The organism is Leucobacter fengyongliangi (assembly GCF_052386045.1).
The window spans coordinates 2,129,812-2,147,717 of the sequence record NZ_CM126356.1; the positions used below are offsets into that span (position 1 = coordinate 2,129,812).

The window sequence follows — 17,906 nt, forward strand, 5'->3', positions numbered from 1 at the left end:
AGCTTACCGCGGCGAGTTTAGCCCCAGATCACCAGCATGCGAAAGACCATCACCGCGACCGATACCTGCATGACCGCAAGCACGAGGTTCGCGGTGCGCTTTCGATCGATCAGGGCCCAGATGCCGACCCCAAACGGCAGTGCGGCCGCGGTGATCAGATACATCCAGAATTCCAGTGGATCGCCCACCGCCGGGTTGCCCGAGAACGGGGCCACGATCGAGACCACCATCTGCGCGAGCAAAAGCACCCCGAGCAGGAGGGTGGCTCCGAGCGTGTAGTCGTTGGGGCCGCCCTTGCGCGCGAACACCCAGAGGCTTACGATCGCGCCGCTCACGCCCACCACCATCTGCGCGACAGCGAACCACAGAATCATGCTGAGGTCTCCGAGGCCTCCGCTGTCGTTGAAGCATCGGTGGACTCGGGAGCGCTGGGAGCCCCTGGGTCCTGAGGAACCTCAGGAGTCTCAGGAGTCTCAGGCACCTCAACGGTCGCCGGAGGGAAGTTCGTGACGACTCGGGTGCGTCCGCGTTCGACCTTCACCAATCCCACAAGCCTGCCGTCTTCGGCGATCGCCGCGGCGAGCGGCGTGTTCTCGCACTGCCCGTGCGGCAGGTCGAGTCGTTTCCCGTGCCCCAGGTCGATCTCTTGCTGGGGGGTCAGTCGCAGCACCGGAAAGAGACTGGCGGCCACATCGGTCGGGGTGAGCAGCGCCTCGCGCCCAATGCCGCCGTCGGCGAGCGCTTCGTTCGATGCTGCCTGATCCACTGTGAAGGGACCCACCGCGGTGCGCCGCAGCGCCGTCAGGTGTCCACCCACGTCGAGAGCGGCACCGAGGTCACGTGCCAGCGCGCGCACGTAGGTGCCCGAGCTGCAGCGCACCGTGGCATCGATCTCGAGCACATCGATCTCGTGCCCATCCTCGTCTCGAATGGTCAGCATGCGGGGCTCACCGATCGAGAATTCATGAATCGTGACTGGGCGCTTCGTCAGTTCAACCTGCTCGCCCGCGCGCACCCGATCGTACGCGCGCCTGCCGTCGACCTTGATGGCGCTGACGGCGCTCGGCTTCTGCTTGATGTCGCCGGTGAGGGCCGCGACGGCCTCGTGCAGCCAGGCCGGGTGCCGCGCGAGCTCCGCGATATGTCCGGGCTCGGCGACACGCGCCGTCTCGCCTTCTCGATCGTCGGTGACCGTGGAGTAGCCGAGACGAATGGTGGTGAGGTAGGTCTTGTCGAGGCCCACAAGGTGCGTGAGGAGCCGGGTCGCGGGGCCCGCGCCCAGCAAAAGCAAGCCCGTCGCCATCGGGTCGAGGGTGCCGGCGTGGCCAACCTTCCGGGTGCCCAGCGCTCGCCGCGCTTTGGCGACCACGTCGTGACTTGTCCAGCCTTCGGCCTTGTCAATGAGAAGGATGCCGTTCGGTGTGTGTTCCATTTGTCTCAGCCTACTTCGTATCAGTGTGAGAACTCACTCGCTCACTACACTGGGCGCGTGAGCGAACGTGTGAAGGATCAGGACGGCAGGCCTGCGAGGGAACGATTCTCGGGGCTTGCCGCGGCGCTCGGGGCCTGGTTCGCTCGCGAGGCCCGCCCGCTTCCCTGGCGTGGCGCGGGGGTCGCCCCCTGGCACGTGCTCGTCTCCGAGTTCATGCTGCAGCAGACTCAGGTCGACCGGGTGGTGCCGCGTTATCTCGCGTGGGTCGAACGCTGGCCGGTTCCCTCCCGCCTTGCCGCCGAGGCACCGGGCGAGGCGGTGCGGGCGTGGGATCGGCTCGGCTACCCTCGCCGCGCCCTCTGGCTCCACCGCGCTGCCAGCGAGATCGCCACCCAGCACGACGATGCGGTGCCACGCGACCTCGACACCCTCCTGGGCCTGACCGGCGTGGGGCCCTATACCGCCCGCGCGGTCGCCGCATTTGCGTTTGGCGAGCGGCACCCGGTAGTCGACACCAATACCCGGCGCGTGCTTGCTCGCGTCGTGCACGGACGGGCCGCAGCCGGCATGCCGCGTGCCGGTGATCTCGACGATATGGCCGCGCTGCTCCCCGAGGCACCGGCCGAGGCGCAAGTCTTTAACGCCGCGGCGATGGAGCTTGGAGCGACCGTGTGCACCGCCCGGTTGCCCCGCTGCGTCGAGTGCCCCGTGGCAGCCTGGTGTGAGTGGCGCGGGGCTGGCTACCCGGCAAACGCGCCCGAGCGGCGACCCAAGCAGGCCGCGTTCGCTGGCAGCGACCGGCAAACTCGGGGGCGAATCATGGCGCTGTTGCGCAGCGCCAGCGAACCCGTGCCACGAGGTGACGCACTTCACGCGCTCGACGCTATGGGTGCTGAGTCGGCGCGTGATCCACTGCAGGCTGAGCGGGCGCTCGACTCCCTACTCAGCGATGGACTCCTCGTGGAGTTCGACGGTCGGCTGCGACTGCCCTAGTCGCGTTCCTCTTCTTCTTCGAGCTCTTCTTCGTCAAGGCCGTCCTCGTCCTCGTCGTCAAACTCATCGTCGACCTCGTCGAGGGCCTCGAGGGCTTCCTCCTCGAGGTCGTCGCCGTCTGCGTCGGCCTCCTCGTCGCGGGGTTTCTGATAGGGGTCGGGATCACCGGCATACTGGGCGGTTGCGGCCAGTGCCTTCGCCTCATCGTCGCGGCGCCGCGCCTCGGCCAGCAGCTCGCTCAGGTGCTCGGCGCTCTCAGGTAGCTCGTCGTGAATGAACTCCAGCGTAGGAGTTAAACGCGTGCCCAGCTGCTTCCCCACCTCGGACCGCAACATGCCCGTCGCTGCCTTCAACGCGGCGGCAGAGTCTGCCTGCTCCTCTTCCGTGCCGTACACGGTGTAGAAGATGCTCGCGTGCTGCAGGTCACCCGTGACACGCACATCGGTGATGGTCACGAAACCCAATCTGGGGTCACGGAGACCCTTTTCGAGCCTACGCGCGATGATCTGCTGGATCCGCTCTGAGACCTTGCCTGCCCTGGGATTACTCATGCCTTCAGACTACCGCGCTTCGCTCTCCCGAGGGGGTGCACACGTGCCACCTCCAAGATCACCACCGCGCCGTTGTGCCCGGACCGTCTGCACTCCACTAGAGTCAGAAATTGCACACCATACAAGATTGGATTTTTCTTAATGACAACACCTCCCGCGGCTTCTACCGCCCGGTACGGCAACCCCGGCCCGGGCGAACCCTACGACGGCGCGACATCGCCCAGCGTTCTGAACCGCCCGCTTTACGGCGCAACATTCGGGCAGGCAATCTCGCGGTTCTTCAAGAACTACGCGACGTTCTCCGGGCGCGCCTCGCGCAGCGAGTACTGGATGCTCACGCTCTTCATGGTCATCGTCTCGGCAGTCTTCGGTGCGCTCATCGGCATCGTCACGGCCACCGCCGGTGTCACCGAAGACGGCACCGCTGAGCTGCCGGGTCTCGCGATTGCGCTCCTGGTCGTACTCAGCATCTTTGCGCTCGCGACGCTCGTTCCGTCGATCGCCCTGCAGTGGCGTCGACTTCACGATGTCAACCTGGCTGGCCCGTTCTACTTCCTGGCGCTCATCCCGTCTGTCGGTGGCCTCATTCTGTTCATCATGTCGCTCTTGCCGCCGAAGCCCGAGGGTCGACGCTTCGACAAGTAGTACCGCGCAGAACAAACGACGCAGGGGGTGGGTCCGATTCGGACCCACCCCCTGCGTCGTCTGTCACGCTGATGCTCTACGCGCGCGGCTTCTCCACCATCTCGGTGGTCTCGATCTCGTCACCGATCTGAATGTCGTTGAACTTGCCGAGGCCGATACCACACTCGAAGTCAGTCCTGACCTCGGTGACATCATCCTTGAAGCGGCGGAGCGACTCGATGGCGAGGCCATCGGCAACCACCACGCCGTCGCGAATCACGCGCGCCTTCGCGTTGCGCGTGATGGTGCCATTGCGAACAATGACGCCGGCGATGTTACCGATCTTGGAGGAACGGAACACCTCGCGGATCTCGGCCACACCCGAACGAATCTCTTCGTACTCAGGCTTGAGCATGCCCGTGAGGGACTGCTCAATGTCGTCGATCGCGTTGTAGATGACGTTGTAGAAGCGGATGTCGATGCCCTCGCGCGCTGCACGCTCGCGGGCCTTCACATCGGGGCGCACATTGAAGCCGATGACGATCGCGTTATCGATCGTCGCCAGGTCAACATCGCTCTCGGTGATCGCGCCCACACCGCGGTGCAGGATGCGCAGCTGCACCGAATCGTCAACCTCGATCTTCATGAGCGACTCTTCCAGCGCCTCAACGGCACCAGACACGTCACCCTTGATGATGAGGTTGAGGGATTCGACCTTGCCATCCTCCAGCGCCTTGGTGAAGTCCTCAAGGCTGATACGCTTGCGCGCCTTCGCCAGGAGGGCGTTGCGCTCAGCAGCTTCACGCTTCTCAGCGATCTGGCGCGCGGTGCGATCCTCACCGACCACAATGAAGTTGTCGCCAGCACGCGGAACACTCGACAAGCCCTGAACGAGCACGGGGCGAGAAGGCAGGGCCTCTGCAACCGCGTCGCCGTTCTCATCGAGCATGGCACGCACACGGCCATAGGCCGTGCCCGCCACGATCGCGTCGCCCACGCGCAGAGTACCCGACTGAATGAGCACGGTAGCAACCGCACCGCGACCCTTGTCGAGCTTGGCCTCGATGGCAACACCACGGGCGTGCTTGTTGGGGTTCGCGCGCAGATCAAGCCCGGCATCTGCGGTCAACAGCACCGCATCGAGCAACTCGGAAATACCGATCTCACTCTTTGCCGAGACGTCGACGAACATGACATCGCCGCCATACTCCTCGGCAACCAGCCCGAACTCAGTCAGCTGCTGACGTACCTTCTGCGGATTGGCATCTTCCTTATCGATCTTGTTTACCGCGACCACAATTGGCACGTTGGCCGCCTGTGCGTGGTTCAAAGCCTCGATGGTCTGCGGCATGATGCCGTCATCAGCCGCAACCACGAGGATCGCGATGTCGGTGACCTGTGCGCCACGAGCACGCATGGCGGTGAACGCCTCGTGACCCGGGGTGTCGATAAACGTCAGCGCACGATCCACACCATCGTGCTCGGTGTGCACCTGATAAGCACCGATGTGCTGGGTGATACCACCGGCCTCGCCGCCGCCCACGTTCGCCTTGCGGATCGCGTCGAGCAAGCGGGTCTTACCGTGATCAACGTGACCCATGACGGTGACGACTGGAGGACGGATGACGAGCACATCGTCGCCCTCTTCCTCGAGCTCGCTCTCGATATCGATATCGAAGCCCTCGAGCAGTTCGCGGTCTTCGTCCTCGGGCGAGACAACCTGGATGCGGTAACCCAGTTCCTCACCGAGGACCTGGAACGTTGCCTCATCGAGCGACTCGGTCGCGGTAGCCATCTCACCCAAGTGAAAGAGCACGGTGACAAGATTCGAGGCACTGGTGCCAATCTTGTCGGCAAAGTCGCTGAGCGACGCGCCACGGCGCAGTCGTACCGCGGTCGTTCCGTCACCGCGGGGTACGCTCACGCCGCCAAGCGACGGGGCCTCCCGCAGTTCGAATTCTGCCCGTTTCGCCCGCTTCGACTTCCGTGCCTTGTTCTTGGAGCCACCACGGCCGAACGCGCCGGCGGTGCCAGCACCGCGGCCTCCACGGCCTCGACCCGCAAACCCACCGGCGGGTGGACGTGGCGGGCCAAAGCCTGAGCCCCCACCGGGTGCGGCACCACCGGCACCGGCACCTTGACGGCCGGGACCACCCGGACGCGCACCGGCACCACCCGGACGGCCTGGACCACCTGGACGAGCACCAGCTGCACCGGGAGCCGGACGAGGGGTCGGACGCGGAATATTCCCCGGGTTCGGGCCCTTCCGGCCCATTCCCTGAGCGGGAGCGAACGGGTTATTGCCCGGACGCGGTGGGCGAGGAATGCCCATACCCTGGCTGGTTGCGAACGGGTTGTTACCCGGACGCGGACCACCGGGTTTGGGTCCTGGCTTCGAGCCAGAGGGCTTTGCGGCCGCGGGCTTTGCAGCATCGGTCGCGGCGCCCTCTGCCTGAGGTGCTTCGGCCGCATCTGATGCTGCCGCGGGCGTTGTGGGCGCGGAAGGCGCCGAGGACTTCTTCGCAGCGGGGCGCGAAGGGGCTGGCTTCTCCGGTGCGCCCTGCTGAACCGGCGCCGGAGCTGGCGCTTCGACTGGTGCCGGCGGCGCCGACGGAGCCGGGGGCTTCGGGCCGGGCTTTGCAGCCGAGGGCCGGGCGCCGGGGCGAGGTGCGCTCGTCGCGGGCTTTGTCGCTCCTGCGGCCTCCTCAGCCTTGGGGCTTGCGACGCCCTCTGCCTGAAGCGCTGCCTTGACCTTGCGCGCGACTGGCGGCGCAACGGCCGACGAACTCGCCTTGACGAATTCGCCCATATCTTTCAGCTTGGCCAGAACGACCTTGCTATCTACACCGAGCTCTGCAGCTATCTCGTGTACGCGTGGGTTTGCCACTTTTCTCCTGTCTGGGTTCACGCCCCAGACAGGCGAGAACCATAATTATCGGACGGGCCTCATTGTGAGCCGCTCATTAGTTGTCCATGAGTGTTTCTAGCCTGTTCTCTAAGGGGCCAGGATCAGGTTTCCCTGATGCCTTCAATGCACGCACGAAGGCTCCGCGCGACACCGCTAGTTCAAGACACTGCGGAGTGGGATGTACCCACGCTCCGCGCCCGAGGAGTACCGCACGCTCGTCGAAATTCAATCGACCCTCGCGCAACACGACCCGGAACAACTCGCTGCGGGACGCCTTTCGGCGGCACGCAACACACGTTCGAACCGGAATCATCTTACCAGCTTCCTCTGTGATCGTTCCCCGGGCGTGTCGTTGTGGGAGTTCAGTCGGATTCCATAACGGAATCCGGCTGAATGTCGAAACTCCGGACATCCTCCGTCACGCTAGTGAGCGCTCCGCAGGATGCGCGAAGATCGACCTCCAATCAGTCGGATTCCATAACGGAATCCGGCTGAATGTCGATCTTCGCGCCCGTGAGCTTCGCGGCGAGGCGAGCGTTCTGGCCCTCCTTGCCGATGGCCAGAGAGAGCTGGAAGTCGGGAACCAGCGCGCGCACCTGCTTCAACGACTCGTTCAGCATGAAGACATCGGTCACTTTGGAGGGTGACAGCGCGTTCGCGACGAACGTCGGGAGGTCGGGTGAGTAGTCGACGATGTCGATCTTCTCTTCGCCCAGTTCGCTCATGACCGCGCGCACACGTCGGCCCATCTCGCCGATGCACGTGCCCTTGGCGTTGATGCCCTGCTGATGCGCCCGCACGGCAACCTTTGTGCGGTGGCCGGCTTCACGGGCGAGAGCGACGATCTCAACGATGCCGGCGGAGAGTTCGGGAACCTCAAGTTCGAACAGTCGACGTACCAGGCCTGGGTGCGTGCGCGAGACGGTCACCTGCGGACCCTTGAGGCCCTTGGAAACGCTGGTGACATACACCCGAAGCCGCGTGCCGTGACTGTAGTCCTCGCCGGGTATCTGCTCCTCGGGTGGCAGGATCGCCTCAAGGTCTCCGAGGTCGATGTGCACCATGCGCGGGTTTGGCCCCTGCTGCACAACTCCGGAGAGAATGTGTCCCTCTTTGTCTTTGAACTGGCCAAGAACCGCATCATCAGTGAGATCACGCAGTCGCTGGTTGATGACCTGCTTTGCGGCATTCGCGCCAATCCGACCAAACTCTTCGGTCGGCACAACGGCCTCGCCGATCACCTGACCGGCGTCGTCAAGTTCCGGAACGAAGACGGAGATTTCGCCGCTCTTCCGGTCAAGCGTCACGCGCACCTGGTCATCTTTGGGTTCGGGCTGACCGAGACCCACGATGTGCTTGATGTAGGCCGAGTGGATCGCCTGCTCAATAATCTCCGCGAGTTCCTCGAAGGGGATCTCTTTTTCGCGCTCAAGCCCACGAAGCATGGCGAGGTCGATTTTCACAGTGGCCTCCATATTATTCAGCTGTCAGGTTCCGCCCTGGCGGATCAGTCCTCCAGAATACCCCAGCCAAGCGCAAGCTGCACCGGTGTCGCCCGGCCGCCCTCGATAACGAAGCCCCGCCCCGGTGGAAAGTCCCCTCGCCGCACCCGTCCAAACACGTTACGAAACGGGGTGCCGCTGTCGGTTTCGTCGGGCTGAAGCGCGACCCCCCACCGCGCCTGTTTGAGTACCCCAAGGAGATCCCAGACACCCGCAGCGGCTCCGAGTTCGTATTCCACAATGAGCAGCACCTCCGCTCGCCGGCAGGCCTTCGCCAGTGCTACGAGCGCAGAAAGCGCCTCGGTGCCTTCTGCATAGGCCGCACGTTCGACCGCGATGACGGTGTGAGCGTTGGGTGACGCACCTTGACCCAACTCAGTGATCAACTCGCGTGCCATCGCGGCGACCGCCTCCGCCCCGTGCGCCGCTCTGTCCCACGGCCGGCCCCACAGGAGCGTGTCCTCAGCAAGACTCAGAAGAATCCGCCTCACGTACTCTCCTCGTCCAGATGCACGCCGGTCACAGGCGGCCACACAGGTCTTCAGCGCGCTGGTGAGGCCTGATCCTGGCGGCCCAGACACCACAGCCAGCCCGGAGAGGGGAATCCCAATCGGGCTGAAGTCCTGCGACTCGATTCCCACGACAGGTCGATCCTCGATCGCTGTCGGGAGCGATTCCAAAAGCACGCGCTCTGGGGTGTTGCGCAGGGGCATCGCCGGGCTCACACCACGGTCACGAAGCGAGACAGCCAGGGCCTCGATCGCGCGAGCTTGACCGCCGAGATCCGCTCTTCCCTCCAGCAGCGCAAGCTGCACTTCGACCGAATTCCTCGCGATCACCGCGCGCCCGGCGGGTGCGTTCGCGAGCATTTCCGCGGGCACCCCCAGCTGCGCATAATCAAATGCGCCCGCGAGCCGAAAGACGAGATGTTCCTGCACGCTGGCGGCGAGCGCCGCAGGAAGCGCGGCGGGCCGATCCGCTGTAACGACCACGTGCACCCCCACGGATCTGCCCGATTGCATAATGTCGGCGAGTTGCGTCAAGCGTGCATTTCGCGCACCCAGGGATTCGCTTTCGGAGCGGAACATCGAGAACCCGTCGATGAACAGCACAATTCTCGGCTCCGCCGCACCATCTGCCGTGGAGCGAAACGAGGTGAGGCTGTTGGCGCGTGCCGCTGCGAATCGATTTCCCCGCTCGGCGACAAGCTCAGAGACGTGTCGGAGTATCCGATCAACAAGCTCGACATCGGGAAGCGACGCGACTGCCCCCACCGTCGGGAGTTCACGAAGCGTCTCAAGCGCTCCGCCAGCGGCGTCGATCGCGTAGATGTGCACCGGATCCTCGATTGCTTGGGCGGCAAGCGCCCCGGCGATCGTGAGGAGTGCGCAACTTTTCCCGGTGCCGCTTGCGCCGACGAGTGCGACGTTGCCGAGCCGCTCGAAGTTGAGCGCATAGATGTCGTGCCGCTGTCGCTGAGGCAGATCTGCGAGTCCGATCACTGGCGATTCGCCGCTGGCCTGTTCCTCTTCGTTCGGCACCAACTGCGACAGCAACGCCCAGTCGATCACCAGAGGAAGCGGATCGAGCCACGGCCTGCGGGGTGCACCGAGCCGCGCGGCCGCGGATGCAGCCGTGATTCCCGCGAGCAGACGCACGATGTCGCGAGTGCGCGCTCCGTGTGGTCGCAGGGATGCGGGTTCGGGTGGAATCGGCCAGGGTTCGGTGCGTCGAAACCCGAGCGAATGGAAGGCAATCCCCGGATCGATCGCCTGCGCGGGGTGGCCTCCGAGATACCCGGTCTGGAAATGCTCGATAGGCCCCGCTCCGACTCGATAGGCGGCGCGACCGGGGTGTGCCGGGTCGAAGCTCGCCGCATCGGTTACCCCAAGCACGTCACTGCTGTCTGCGCCATCAGCCACACGAAGCGCGATACGAAGATTGGTGTTCGCCCGCAGGTTCTCGGTGATGACACCCGCAGGCCGCTGCGTCGCGAGAATCAGATGAATGCCGAGCGATCGACCACGCTGGGCGATATCGACGATGCCCTCGACGAATTCGGGCACCTCCCGCACGAGCGTCGCGAACTCATCGATCACGATCACCAGCACGGGCGGAGCCGCCGCTTCTGATCGTCGCTCCAGTGTGACCAGGTCTTTCGCTCCCCGGCTAGCGAGCAGTTCCTCCCGGTGACGCAGCTCGGCCCGCAGCGAGGTCAGCGCGCGCCGCACGAGATGCTGATCGAGATCGGTCACGAGCCCCACCGTGTGCGGCAACTCGGCGCACTCTGCGAACGCCGCTCCGCCTTTGTAATCGACCAGAAGGAACGAGAGACAGTCGGGGCTGACCGTCGCTGCGAGCGACATGATCCAACTCTGCAGGAACTCCGACTTTCCCGATCCCGTCGTGCCCCCGACGAGAGCGTGCGGACCCTGTGCCCGGAGATCGAGCCTGACTGCGCCCTCTGGCCCCTGCCCGACGACCACGTCGAGGCAGATTGGTTCGCGCCGCTCCCCTGATTGCCAGGCCTCCTTCAGTGATCCGGAGGCTCGCCAAGACGCGAGTATTGGGTGGCCACCGCCGAGCACATCGATGGGATGCACGTCTCGCAGCGCGAGGGCCTCGGGAAGGTCGCTATCATCCAGCGGCCGTGTGGCCGTGTCGACGACCGGGGCGAGCGACCGTGCGAGGGCACGCCCCCCGGGCTCATCAAGAAACTCCAGCCTGCTCAATCGAACGGTCTCGCTGCTGCGGGTCACGCGCACGTGCGCCTCACCGCGATCGATGTCGATGAGGGTTCGGCAGGCCGCAGGAACCTCTGCACTTCGCGCGGCGACCCACAGCAAGTGAATGCCCACATCCGGCCCTGCTTCGGCAAGCGCGATCAGGCGCGCCGGATCGATGCCACCCGTGTCGAGTACCAGCACGAGGATGACGGGCAGCATGGGCAACTCGGTGACAGCCTCCGCGGAGCCACCAGAAACACCGGGATCCAGGTGCGAGCGCACGGTGCGTCGGGACTGAGCGTGCGCCATTCGTGCCGCGAGCACACCCTCCAGGCCTGCAAGCAGCGTGGCCTGGGTGTGTTCGTCGCTCGCGAGCGGCCAGGCACGAAGTGGGCCGGCGGGTGGATCCACATGGGGCAGCCACCCGAGCCACCGCCAATCACTGTGCCCCTCGCCGAGGTGCCGAGGGGCTGCGAAACAGGCCAGCGCGAATTCAGCCGGAGAATGGAGGCCGACGAGTTGCAGCACCAGGGAGCGGGCGCACCCCTCCGCCCAGTGCGGCTCTCCGGCAACGCCAATTGAACCGCTGCGGTCGAGGCGTTCGAGCACCGGAACCGGTCCGACCGACGCAAATTGCGAAGCAAGATCTTGCAGGGCCGACCAGTGCTCAGGACGGCATTGGCCGCGGTCGGGCATCAGCGTCGCGGTGCGGCTGCTCAGGGTTCCCTCACCGAGGCGAAGCTCGAGAAACGCCCGATGCTCGGGACGCCGCATCCACAGCATCGAGCCTCGCGATTCGATCGCGCCAGCAATATCCGTGATGCTCGGCGCCTCGGATTTGCGCGCCCCAATTTCTTCATCTCGAAGCGCCTCGAGTGCCGCGCGCTCCGCCCGCACCGCCGCATCAAAGACGACGCTGTCGCGTCGAAAGGCGCGCCGCCCCGTCACCCTGCCGTCAAGCCACGAGCCAACCATCATAAGCGGGCTGAAGGCGATCATCAGGAGACTGATCGCCGATCCCGTCACCGCATACATCGCGAGGCCTAGCATCGCCGGGGCAAGCATGGCGAGGAGCGGCAGCTTACTGGCTGGTGAAGGTGCGGGCGGCTGCGGGAGTTGACGCTCGGAACCCGAGAATCGAGGGGACACGTGCGGCTCTCGTGTGTGGGGGTGTGTCGGGGAGAGCGCATCGCTGCGTGCCAGATCGGGCACCCCGGTGAGGTGCAGCCTGAGCCGCACGGTGCCGACCGTCACCTCAGCGCTCATCATTGCGGTTGCTGCCGCTCCCCGGCCATCTCCGACGCCGCCCAAGATCACCCCGCCCTGAGGCGAGCCATCCAGCACCGTGCCGTCGACCGTCGTGCCATTGGCCGAACCGAGATCACGCACGAGCACCCGTTCGCCCACCTCAATGGACGCGTGACGGCGGGAGACGCTCGTCTCGTCAAGCAGAATCCGACTGCGTGGATCGCGCCCCACGGAGTTGGTGCCGGCCACCAGGCTGTATGTGGCGCCCCGTTGCGGCCCATCAAGCACTTCGACCGTGCCGACAGCAGGAATGAGCCGCGGGGTGGTGCTCTCCGTGCCGTCCTCGCGCACCGCCCGAATCGACCATCCCGACCGGAGCCCGCTGCGGGAGATTGATGATGCGGGGTCAAGCATGACCCACGGTCCCAGTTCCTCCGCACGACCAACCAAGGTCGCCGGGGCGGCCCTCGCGGTGGCGATCCGCTCGAGTTCACTATCGCCAGTGAGCCCCGAGCGGATCAATGCCCGCGCCACCTCGGCAACGGTCGCCGTGACGTCACACGACAAAATAATCTCTTGGGTCTCACCCGAACTGGACTGGGCCGCAAGCCTAAGTTGCATCTCTCACTCACCCCAGGCCACTGCTCGGCGAACACGCGGAGGTCACTCGCAGGTCGACCGCATTGTCTCTCGCATACAACGAAATGCGAGACCCGCCGTAGCGATCGGCCCGCATATAGACCAGCGGCATGCCGTCGGGAAGCGGGCCCCGGAAGATGTCCGTGACGACCCACCCGCGTTTCATCCAATGCACGCGAAGCCTCTCGGCCGCCTCGTAGGTGAGTTCGTAGTTCGCGTGAATGATCGAGACAACTATTTGGCCACCGCGACGGCCCGCATCGTCCAAATCACACATGGTTCCACGCAACTCGGGCATCCTCACGTCACGGTACTCTGCCCAATTCCCCTCAGCCACCAGCATGTCCCAGCCATCCGGGTCTCCCAGCACGAGGAGCGCCTCTTCGGTCTCCGCAATCGCCCAGGCGATCTGCAGATCTGAGGTTGCGAGCATGTCGGTCTGTCCGGTTTCCCAAGCCGGGCTGAACTTGCGTGTGCCATAGACATCGACGGAACGTGACTCTGATTCAGGCCCGTCACTGGGGCCAAACATTTCGTCGCAACCCACGAGACCTGCGCACAGCGCGAGTGCGATTGCCAGGCTTCCGACCCTGTGGTGACACTTCACTATTCGTTTCCCTTCGAGAGGATCCATGGAGTATCGGGTGAGACCATCGGCTGGCCATTCCGAGTGAGCCCGCCGGGCACATGCGGCAGTGCGCCAAGACTCGTCGCGGCCGCACCGACAAGCGCCTGCGTGTCGATGTCGAGGTAGCCACGACCTGTCGAAGCATTGCCGCCGAGCAGGCCTCGATCGCCCGCCCCGATGACCGAGTGGCCATCTGTGGAGAGCAGGGCACCCCAGCCGTCTGACCCGAACACATACGCGCCCGGAATGTGATCTTGTCCGGCGGCTACTGCCCCAGGATTTGGTTGCGCCCGGTCAGAGAGGGCCGCGCCCAGCGGCGCGAGCTGATCCCCCGCAGCCTGAGTGGTGAATACTCTGGGTGCTCCCGCGTGATCCCGTTCGATATTCAGGTCGGAGAATGCCCTCACAACTTCGTCGTCGAGGCCTGCTGATCCGAGCATCGTGAACGACTGCACCGGGTACTGAGTCAGAGTGAGCGCGTTCGCGGTCACGGGTGTGCCGTACGAGTGCGCGATCACCGCGTGAGTGGGCAGCGGCACTCCGTGCGCCCGGGTCGCCGCGGCCCCGTCAAGCTCGGCGGCAAGCCGGTGAGCGCCGGTTCGCGCCGACTGTGCGAAGAGGACCGACAGCAGGTGCGGGGTGTCGTAGGCGAGAAACGCAATCACACCGGGTGCTTGCGCCACACCCCCGCGCGATCTCGTGTGTTTTCGCTGCGCATTGAGCAGGCGCTCTTGGGTGCCGTAGAGGTTCTGGCTTGCCTGGTGCCAGGAGCCAAGTGCCAGGTGGGCATCACTCGACATTCCGGGCACCTCCCAGGTCAGGCTCGATGACGTGTCAAGGGTGCCGTAGCCGACCGCAACCATCGGAATGCTCCCGCTGAGATTCAGAGCGACGACCGACACCGGCGGACTGCCGGTGTCGTCCTGCAATGCGCTGGTCAGCTCTCTCAGCAACTCCACGCACTCAGGGCTCAGCCCGTCGTGGTGAAGCGCGTAGTACTCGAGCAGACGCCGATTGGCCTGATCGCGCACGTGAAACGGCAGGCCGGGTAGGTTGCCGATCACCCACGGCACCTCCGCGATCAGTTGCTGTTGTTCGGAGGGGGTGAGCTCGCTCCAACCCTCAGCTATGCGAGCCGGAGCGGGAGGGGTGTGCCAGGTATCCGCCCCAGAGCGGGTGCCCAGGAGCTGCACCAGGAGGGCATGCTCCGTGGCCGGGGAAACTGGCGGTCGAGTGAGCCCCCAGAGCTCACCCGAGAAGCCGAACGCAACGATGCTGCGACGCGCAGCGACCGTCGTCTCACTGACCGTGATGAGTTGCCCGAGGGCGGTGCTGTTGAGGGCCGTCAGTAGCGCGAGTTCGGCACTTGACCGCTCATCGAACAGTCGCCGCCATTCGTCGATATCCGCATCGATCTGGTCGACCGCGCCCCGCCACCGCGAGACGGCGGCGGCCCACAGTGGCTCGAACCGAGCACGCACCGCGAGGGCCTCCATCGCGCCGCCGGTGGTCGCTCCTCCGTCGTGCGGAAGCACGCCGATCCAGCCAGCTCCGGGGGCCGGGATCCCGAGTGCCAGCGCGGGCATGACGACGGGCGGGCCAGCGCGCCAGTGGAATTCAACTCGTGCCCCGAGCGCCCGGCAGATCTCGTCAATCGTGTCGCGCTGGCCACGAATCACTGCCAGCGACCCCTCGACTCGCGTGTGCACCCACCGCGCCGCAGCGTGGATGCGGTCGATCTCGGCCGCGTAGTGCTCGAACGCGCTCCGCGCGGTGACAGCCGTCTGATTCAGCGCGACCGCGCCGACCTCCAGCCGTTGCCCGATCTTCCCGGAAATCTCGGTCACACCGTCGCTCTGCACGAGGCCGAGCGTGTGCTGCGCCCGCTGGAGTGCCGCGCGATACTGAGCGACCCCGTCCGCGGTTCCCCCGAGGTACCGCGCCACGGCAGAAGGCTCATCGGGGCATCCCAGAATAGGCGATTGACTCGGCAACACTTCCTCGGCCGACGAAGGAATCCAGGTCATGTCTTCGGTCGCCTCACCTGGGGCACCGCAAACCCATCACCGAGTTGCACCGCAAGCCGGGCATCAAGCTCCGCGCTCACCTGCATGACTTCGGCAACCGCCCGACCGGCGGTGCCTGCCGCGTCGGCGAGCGCAGCACGAGCAGTAGCGACACCCTCCAAGAACCAGCGCACCCGGTCACCAGAGCGGGTCACCAACTGCAGTTCAATGTGCGGCGCCGAGGAGCCCCCATCGACCACCGCAGCGGCAGCGTGCGCGAGAAGCGAGCCAGCAGCAAGCAAACTCTCGTCGTCGATTTCGAATCGATCGCGCATCCGAGGTCACCGGGCCGTGCTCAGCTGATGCGGGCGGCGAGTTGTGAATCCAGATCGCGGATCGCGCCCGCCGTCTGTGTCAGAAAAGATTGAATCTCGCTGAGCTTTTCCGCGACGATCGCCGCGCCCGACGTGTACTCGCTGTACATCGAGTGAAATCGCACCGATGCCTGATCGGTCACAAACCCGGTCGACACGAGGGTAGTGATTTGCGATTCAAGTAGGCGGAGCTTCGCGGTGATCTCGTCTCGCCCCTGGGCGAGCTGCCCCGCCACCTGCTCAATATCGCCGTACGTCACCCGAATATTTGTCATGTGGATCCGCTCCCTCGCGCTCACGGCCCCGATGTCTTCACCGGGCGCTACCGTTCTGCGTCTATCTCAGCGGAGCGCGGGCGTCGGAAACGAGGCGGAGGCCGATCTGTGGAGAACTCGTGGATGTTCGTCCGAGCACGGTCGCCTGTGAGCGAAAAAAGAAGGGGCGCTGCCACCGGCAGCGCCCCTGATCCACTGGGAAAAAGCGAGCCTATGCCCCAAACAGCCCAGGCACGTCGACCAGTGCGACCTTCTCTTTGGCGCCGGTGGCGCGATCCCAAACCTCGGCGAACCCTTCGGTCGCGTCGCGGCCCACCACGACCACGCGCGGCACGCCAATGAGCTCGGCATCGCCGAACTTCACGCCTGGTGACACCTTCGGGCGGTCGTCAAACAGCACCTCCACGCCGGCTGCATCAAGGGCACTTGCCAGCGATTCGGCGATCCCGATGATCGCCGCGTCTTTGCCGGTCGCGACAAGATGCACGTCGAACGGGGCGATCGCACGCGGCCAAATCAACCCGCGATCGTCGTTGTGCAGTTCGGCAAGAATCGCCATGATGCGAGTCACGCCGATGCCATACGACCCCATCGTCACGGTCACCAACTTGCCGTTCTCGTCGAGTACCTTGAGTCCGAGCGCCTCGGCATACTTGCGCCCGAGCTGGAACACGTGACCGATCTCCATGCCGCGCGCCGTCTCAATCGGGCCCGACCCGTCGGGTGCCGGGTCGCCGTCTCGCACCGAAGCAATGTCAATCACGCCGTCGCCCGCGAAGTCGCGCCCAGCGACCAGGTACGCAACGTGCTTCTCGGGCTCGTTCGCGCCGGTCACCCACGACGTTCCCGCAACCACGCGCGGGTCGAGCAGGTAACGCACACCAGTGGATCCCGCCTCGCCGAGCACCGGCGCCCCTGCGGCGCCCGGGCCGATGTACCCCTTCACGAGCAGCGGGTGTTTCGCGAAATCTGCGGCATTCGCGGGCTCGACTTCGGCGCCACCAAAGGCAGCCTCGGCGCGCTTCATGTCGGCGTCACGGTCTCCCGGAATACCGACGACCACCAGTTCGCGCGTGCCGTCGGCCGCGGTCAGCGCGAGCACCACGTTCTTCAGGGTGTCGGCGGCCTCCCAGGCACGGCCATCGGCGCGCGGCAGCACCTCGTTGGTGAGCGCGACCAGCGTCTCGATGGTCGGGGTGTCTGGCGAGTCGTACACGACCGCCTCAGGCTGCCCTTCGATGGGCAGCGGATCGGGCGTAGGCGTCACATACGCCTCGACATTGGCCGCGTATCCACCGGCCGAGCGCACAAACGTGTCTTCGCCGATCTCGGTGGGAAGCAGAAACTCTTCGCTCTTGGATCCACCCATCGCACCCGCGTCTGCCGAGACGATCACGTACTCGAGCCCGAGCCGCGTGAAGATGCGCTCGTAGGCATCGCGCTGCGCCTGGTAGCTCGCCTCGAGCCCCGCGTCGGTGACATCGAAGGAGTAGGCATCCTTCATCGTGAACTCACGGCCGCGCAGCAGGCCGGCGCGCGGCCGCGCCTCGTCGCGGTACTTGTCTTGAATCTGGTAGAGCGACAGCGGAAGATCTTTGTACGACGTCACGATGTCTTTCACCATCAGCGTGAAGACCTCCTCGTGCGTCGGCGCGAGGAGGTAATCGGCGCCGTGCCGATCCTGCAAGCGGAACAATCCGTCGCCGTACTCGTCCCATCGGCCGGTCGCCTCGTAGGGTTCGCGCGGAAGCAGCGCCGGAAAGTGGACCTCGTGCGCCCCGGCGGCAGCCATCTCGTCACGCACGATCTGCTCAAGCTTCGACTTCACGCGCAGCCCGAGTGGCAACCAGGCAAACACCCCGGGGGCCTGGCGGCGGATGTAGCCAGCCCTCACGAGCAGCCGGTGACTCGTCACCTCGGCATCAGCCGGGTCTTCGCGGAGCGTCTTCAGAAAGTAGTTCGAGAGGCGTGTAAGCACGAAATCTATCGTAGCCGCAGGC

General features: G+C 65.3%; 14 protein-coding genes. 2 read left to right on the top strand and 12 right to left on the bottom strand.

The window, feature by feature from the left end; translation table 11 throughout:
• Positions 1–17: 17 nt before the first annotated feature.
• Both ACTNFK_RS10190 and truB read right to left on the bottom strand, forming a co-directional pair.
• Positions 18–374, bottom strand: a complete 357-nt coding sequence (locus ACTNFK_RS10190) for a hypothetical protein (RefSeq protein WP_433646074.1) — start codon at positions 372–374, stop codon at positions 18–20.
• Entirely contained in the window at positions 371–1,432 is a 1,062-nt protein-coding gene (gene truB / locus ACTNFK_RS10195; protein ID WP_435937434.1) for a tRNA pseudouridine(55) synthase TruB, read from the bottom strand. The genes ACTNFK_RS10190 and truB overlap by 4 nt, the downstream gene beginning before the upstream one ends.
• Positions 1,433–1,489: 57 nt before the next feature.
• On the opposite strand from truB, the gene ACTNFK_RS10200 reads away from it, so the two are divergent.
• Positions 1,490–2,425, top strand: a complete 936-nt coding sequence (locus ACTNFK_RS10200) for an HhH-GPD family protein (protein ID WP_435937433.1) — start codon at positions 1,490–1,492, stop codon at positions 2,423–2,425.
• Here ACTNFK_RS10200 and rbfA read toward each other — a convergent pair.
• Complete coding sequence (gene rbfA, locus ACTNFK_RS10205) at positions 2,422–2,976, bottom strand: 30S ribosome-binding factor RbfA (protein ID WP_435937432.1); 555 nt, start codon at positions 2,974–2,976, stop codon at positions 2,422–2,424. The genes ACTNFK_RS10200 and rbfA overlap by 4 nt on opposite strands.
• Before the next feature lie 141 nt (positions 2,977–3,117).
• Here rbfA and ACTNFK_RS10210 point away from each other — a divergent pair, with 141 nt between their 5' ends.
• Positions 3,118–3,621 carry a DUF805 domain-containing protein gene (locus ACTNFK_RS10210; RefSeq protein WP_435937431.1) on the top strand — a complete coding sequence of 168 codons (504 nt, stop codon included), beginning with the start codon at positions 3,118–3,120 and terminating at the stop codon, positions 3,619–3,621.
• Between the two features lie 76 nt (positions 3,622–3,697).
• Here ACTNFK_RS10210 and infB read toward each other — a convergent pair whose 3' ends face one another.
• The 9 genes from infB to ACTNFK_RS10255 all read right to left on the bottom strand — a co-directional run bounded on the left by infB (position 3,698) and on the right by ACTNFK_RS10255 (position 17,884).
• A complete protein-coding gene (infB, locus tag ACTNFK_RS10215; RefSeq protein WP_435937430.1) occupies positions 3,698–6,487 on the bottom strand; it encodes a translation initiation factor IF-2 in 2,790 nt (929 codons plus the stop codon).
• Between the two features lie 76 nt (positions 6,488–6,563).
• A complete protein-coding gene (locus ACTNFK_RS10220) occupies positions 6,564–6,920 on the bottom strand; it encodes a YlxR family protein (protein WP_445117159.1) in 357 nt (118 codons plus the stop codon).
• A 52-nt stretch (positions 6,921–6,972) separates the two neighbouring features.
• Positions 6,973–7,971 (bottom strand): transcription termination factor NusA, encoded by a 999-nt coding sequence (nusA, locus tag ACTNFK_RS10225; RefSeq protein WP_435937428.1) that lies wholly within the window; start codon positions 7,969–7,971, stop codon positions 6,973–6,975.
• Positions 7,972–8,015: 44 nt separating this feature from the next.
• Positions 8,016–12,605 carry a type VII secretion EssC family protein gene (locus ACTNFK_RS10230; protein ID WP_435937427.1) on the bottom strand — a complete coding sequence of 1,530 codons (4,590 nt, stop codon included), beginning with the start codon at positions 12,603–12,605 and terminating at the stop codon, positions 8,016–8,018.
• A 7-nt stretch (positions 12,606–12,612) separates the two neighbouring features.
• A complete protein-coding gene (locus ACTNFK_RS10235; RefSeq protein WP_435937426.1) occupies positions 12,613–13,155 on the bottom strand; it encodes a hypothetical protein in 543 nt (180 codons plus the stop codon).
• A gap of 74 nt (positions 13,156–13,229) precedes the next feature.
• Entirely contained in the window at positions 13,230–15,278 is a 2,049-nt protein-coding gene (locus ACTNFK_RS10240) for an alpha/beta hydrolase (RefSeq protein ID WP_435937425.1), read from the bottom strand.
• The gene (locus tag ACTNFK_RS10245; protein ID WP_435937424.1) at positions 15,275–15,592 is read right to left on the bottom strand and encodes a hypothetical protein; all 318 of its coding nucleotides are present in this window, start codon (positions 15,590–15,592) and stop codon (positions 15,275–15,277) included. Before ACTNFK_RS10245 ends, ACTNFK_RS10240 begins: the two co-directional genes overlap by 4 nt.
• A gap of 20 nt (positions 15,593–15,612) precedes the next feature.
• Positions 15,613–15,906 (bottom strand): WXG100 family type VII secretion target, encoded by a 294-nt coding sequence (locus ACTNFK_RS10250; RefSeq protein ID WP_435937423.1) that lies wholly within the window; start codon positions 15,904–15,906, stop codon positions 15,613–15,615.
• 211 nt (positions 15,907–16,117) lie between these two features.
• On the bottom strand, positions 16,118–17,884 hold the full coding sequence (locus ACTNFK_RS10255; RefSeq protein WP_435937422.1) for a proline--tRNA ligase: 1,767 nt from the start codon (positions 17,882–17,884) through the stop codon (positions 16,118–16,120).
• Between the last annotated feature and the right edge of the window lie 22 nt (positions 17,885–17,906).

What these genes read in the sequence shown, in the direction of transcription:
- ACTNFK_RS10190 (WP_433646074.1), bottom strand. Translation starts at nt 374, where the DNA reads ATGATTCTGTGGTTCGCTGTCGCGCAGATGGTGGTGGGCGTGAGCGGC.
- ACTNFK_RS10230 (WP_435937427.1), bottom strand. Translation starts at nt 12,605, where the DNA reads ATGCAACTTAGGCTTGCGGCCCAGTCCAGTTCGGGTGAGACCCAAGAG.
- ACTNFK_RS10220 (WP_445117159.1), bottom strand. Translation starts at nt 6,920, where the DNA reads ATGTCCGGAGTTTCGACATTCAGCCGGATTCCGTTATGGAATCCGACT.
- truB (WP_435937434.1), bottom strand. Translation starts at nt 1,432, where the DNA reads ATGGAACACACACCGAACGGCATCCTTCTCATTGACAAGGCCGAAGGC.
- ACTNFK_RS10245 (WP_435937424.1), bottom strand. Translation starts at nt 15,592, where the DNA reads ATGCGCGATCGATTCGAAATCGACGACGAGAGTTTGCTTGCTGCTGGC.
- ACTNFK_RS10235 (WP_435937426.1), bottom strand. Translation starts at nt 13,155, where the DNA reads ATGTTTGGCCCCAGTGACGGGCCTGAATCAGAGTCACGTTCCGTCGAT.
- ACTNFK_RS10210 (WP_435937431.1), top strand. Translation starts at nt 3,118, where the DNA reads ATGACAACACCTCCCGCGGCTTCTACCGCCCGGTACGGCAACCCCGGC.
- rbfA (WP_435937432.1), bottom strand. Translation starts at nt 2,976, where the DNA reads ATGAGTAATCCCAGGGCAGGCAAGGTCTCAGAGCGGATCCAGCAGATC.
- ACTNFK_RS10240 (WP_435937425.1), bottom strand. Translation starts at nt 15,278, where the DNA reads ATGACCTGGATTCCTTCGTCGGCCGAGGAAGTGTTGCCGAGTCAATCG.
- ACTNFK_RS10250 (WP_435937423.1), bottom strand. Translation starts at nt 15,906, where the DNA reads ATGACAAATATTCGGGTGACGTACGGCGATATTGAGCAGGTGGCGGGG.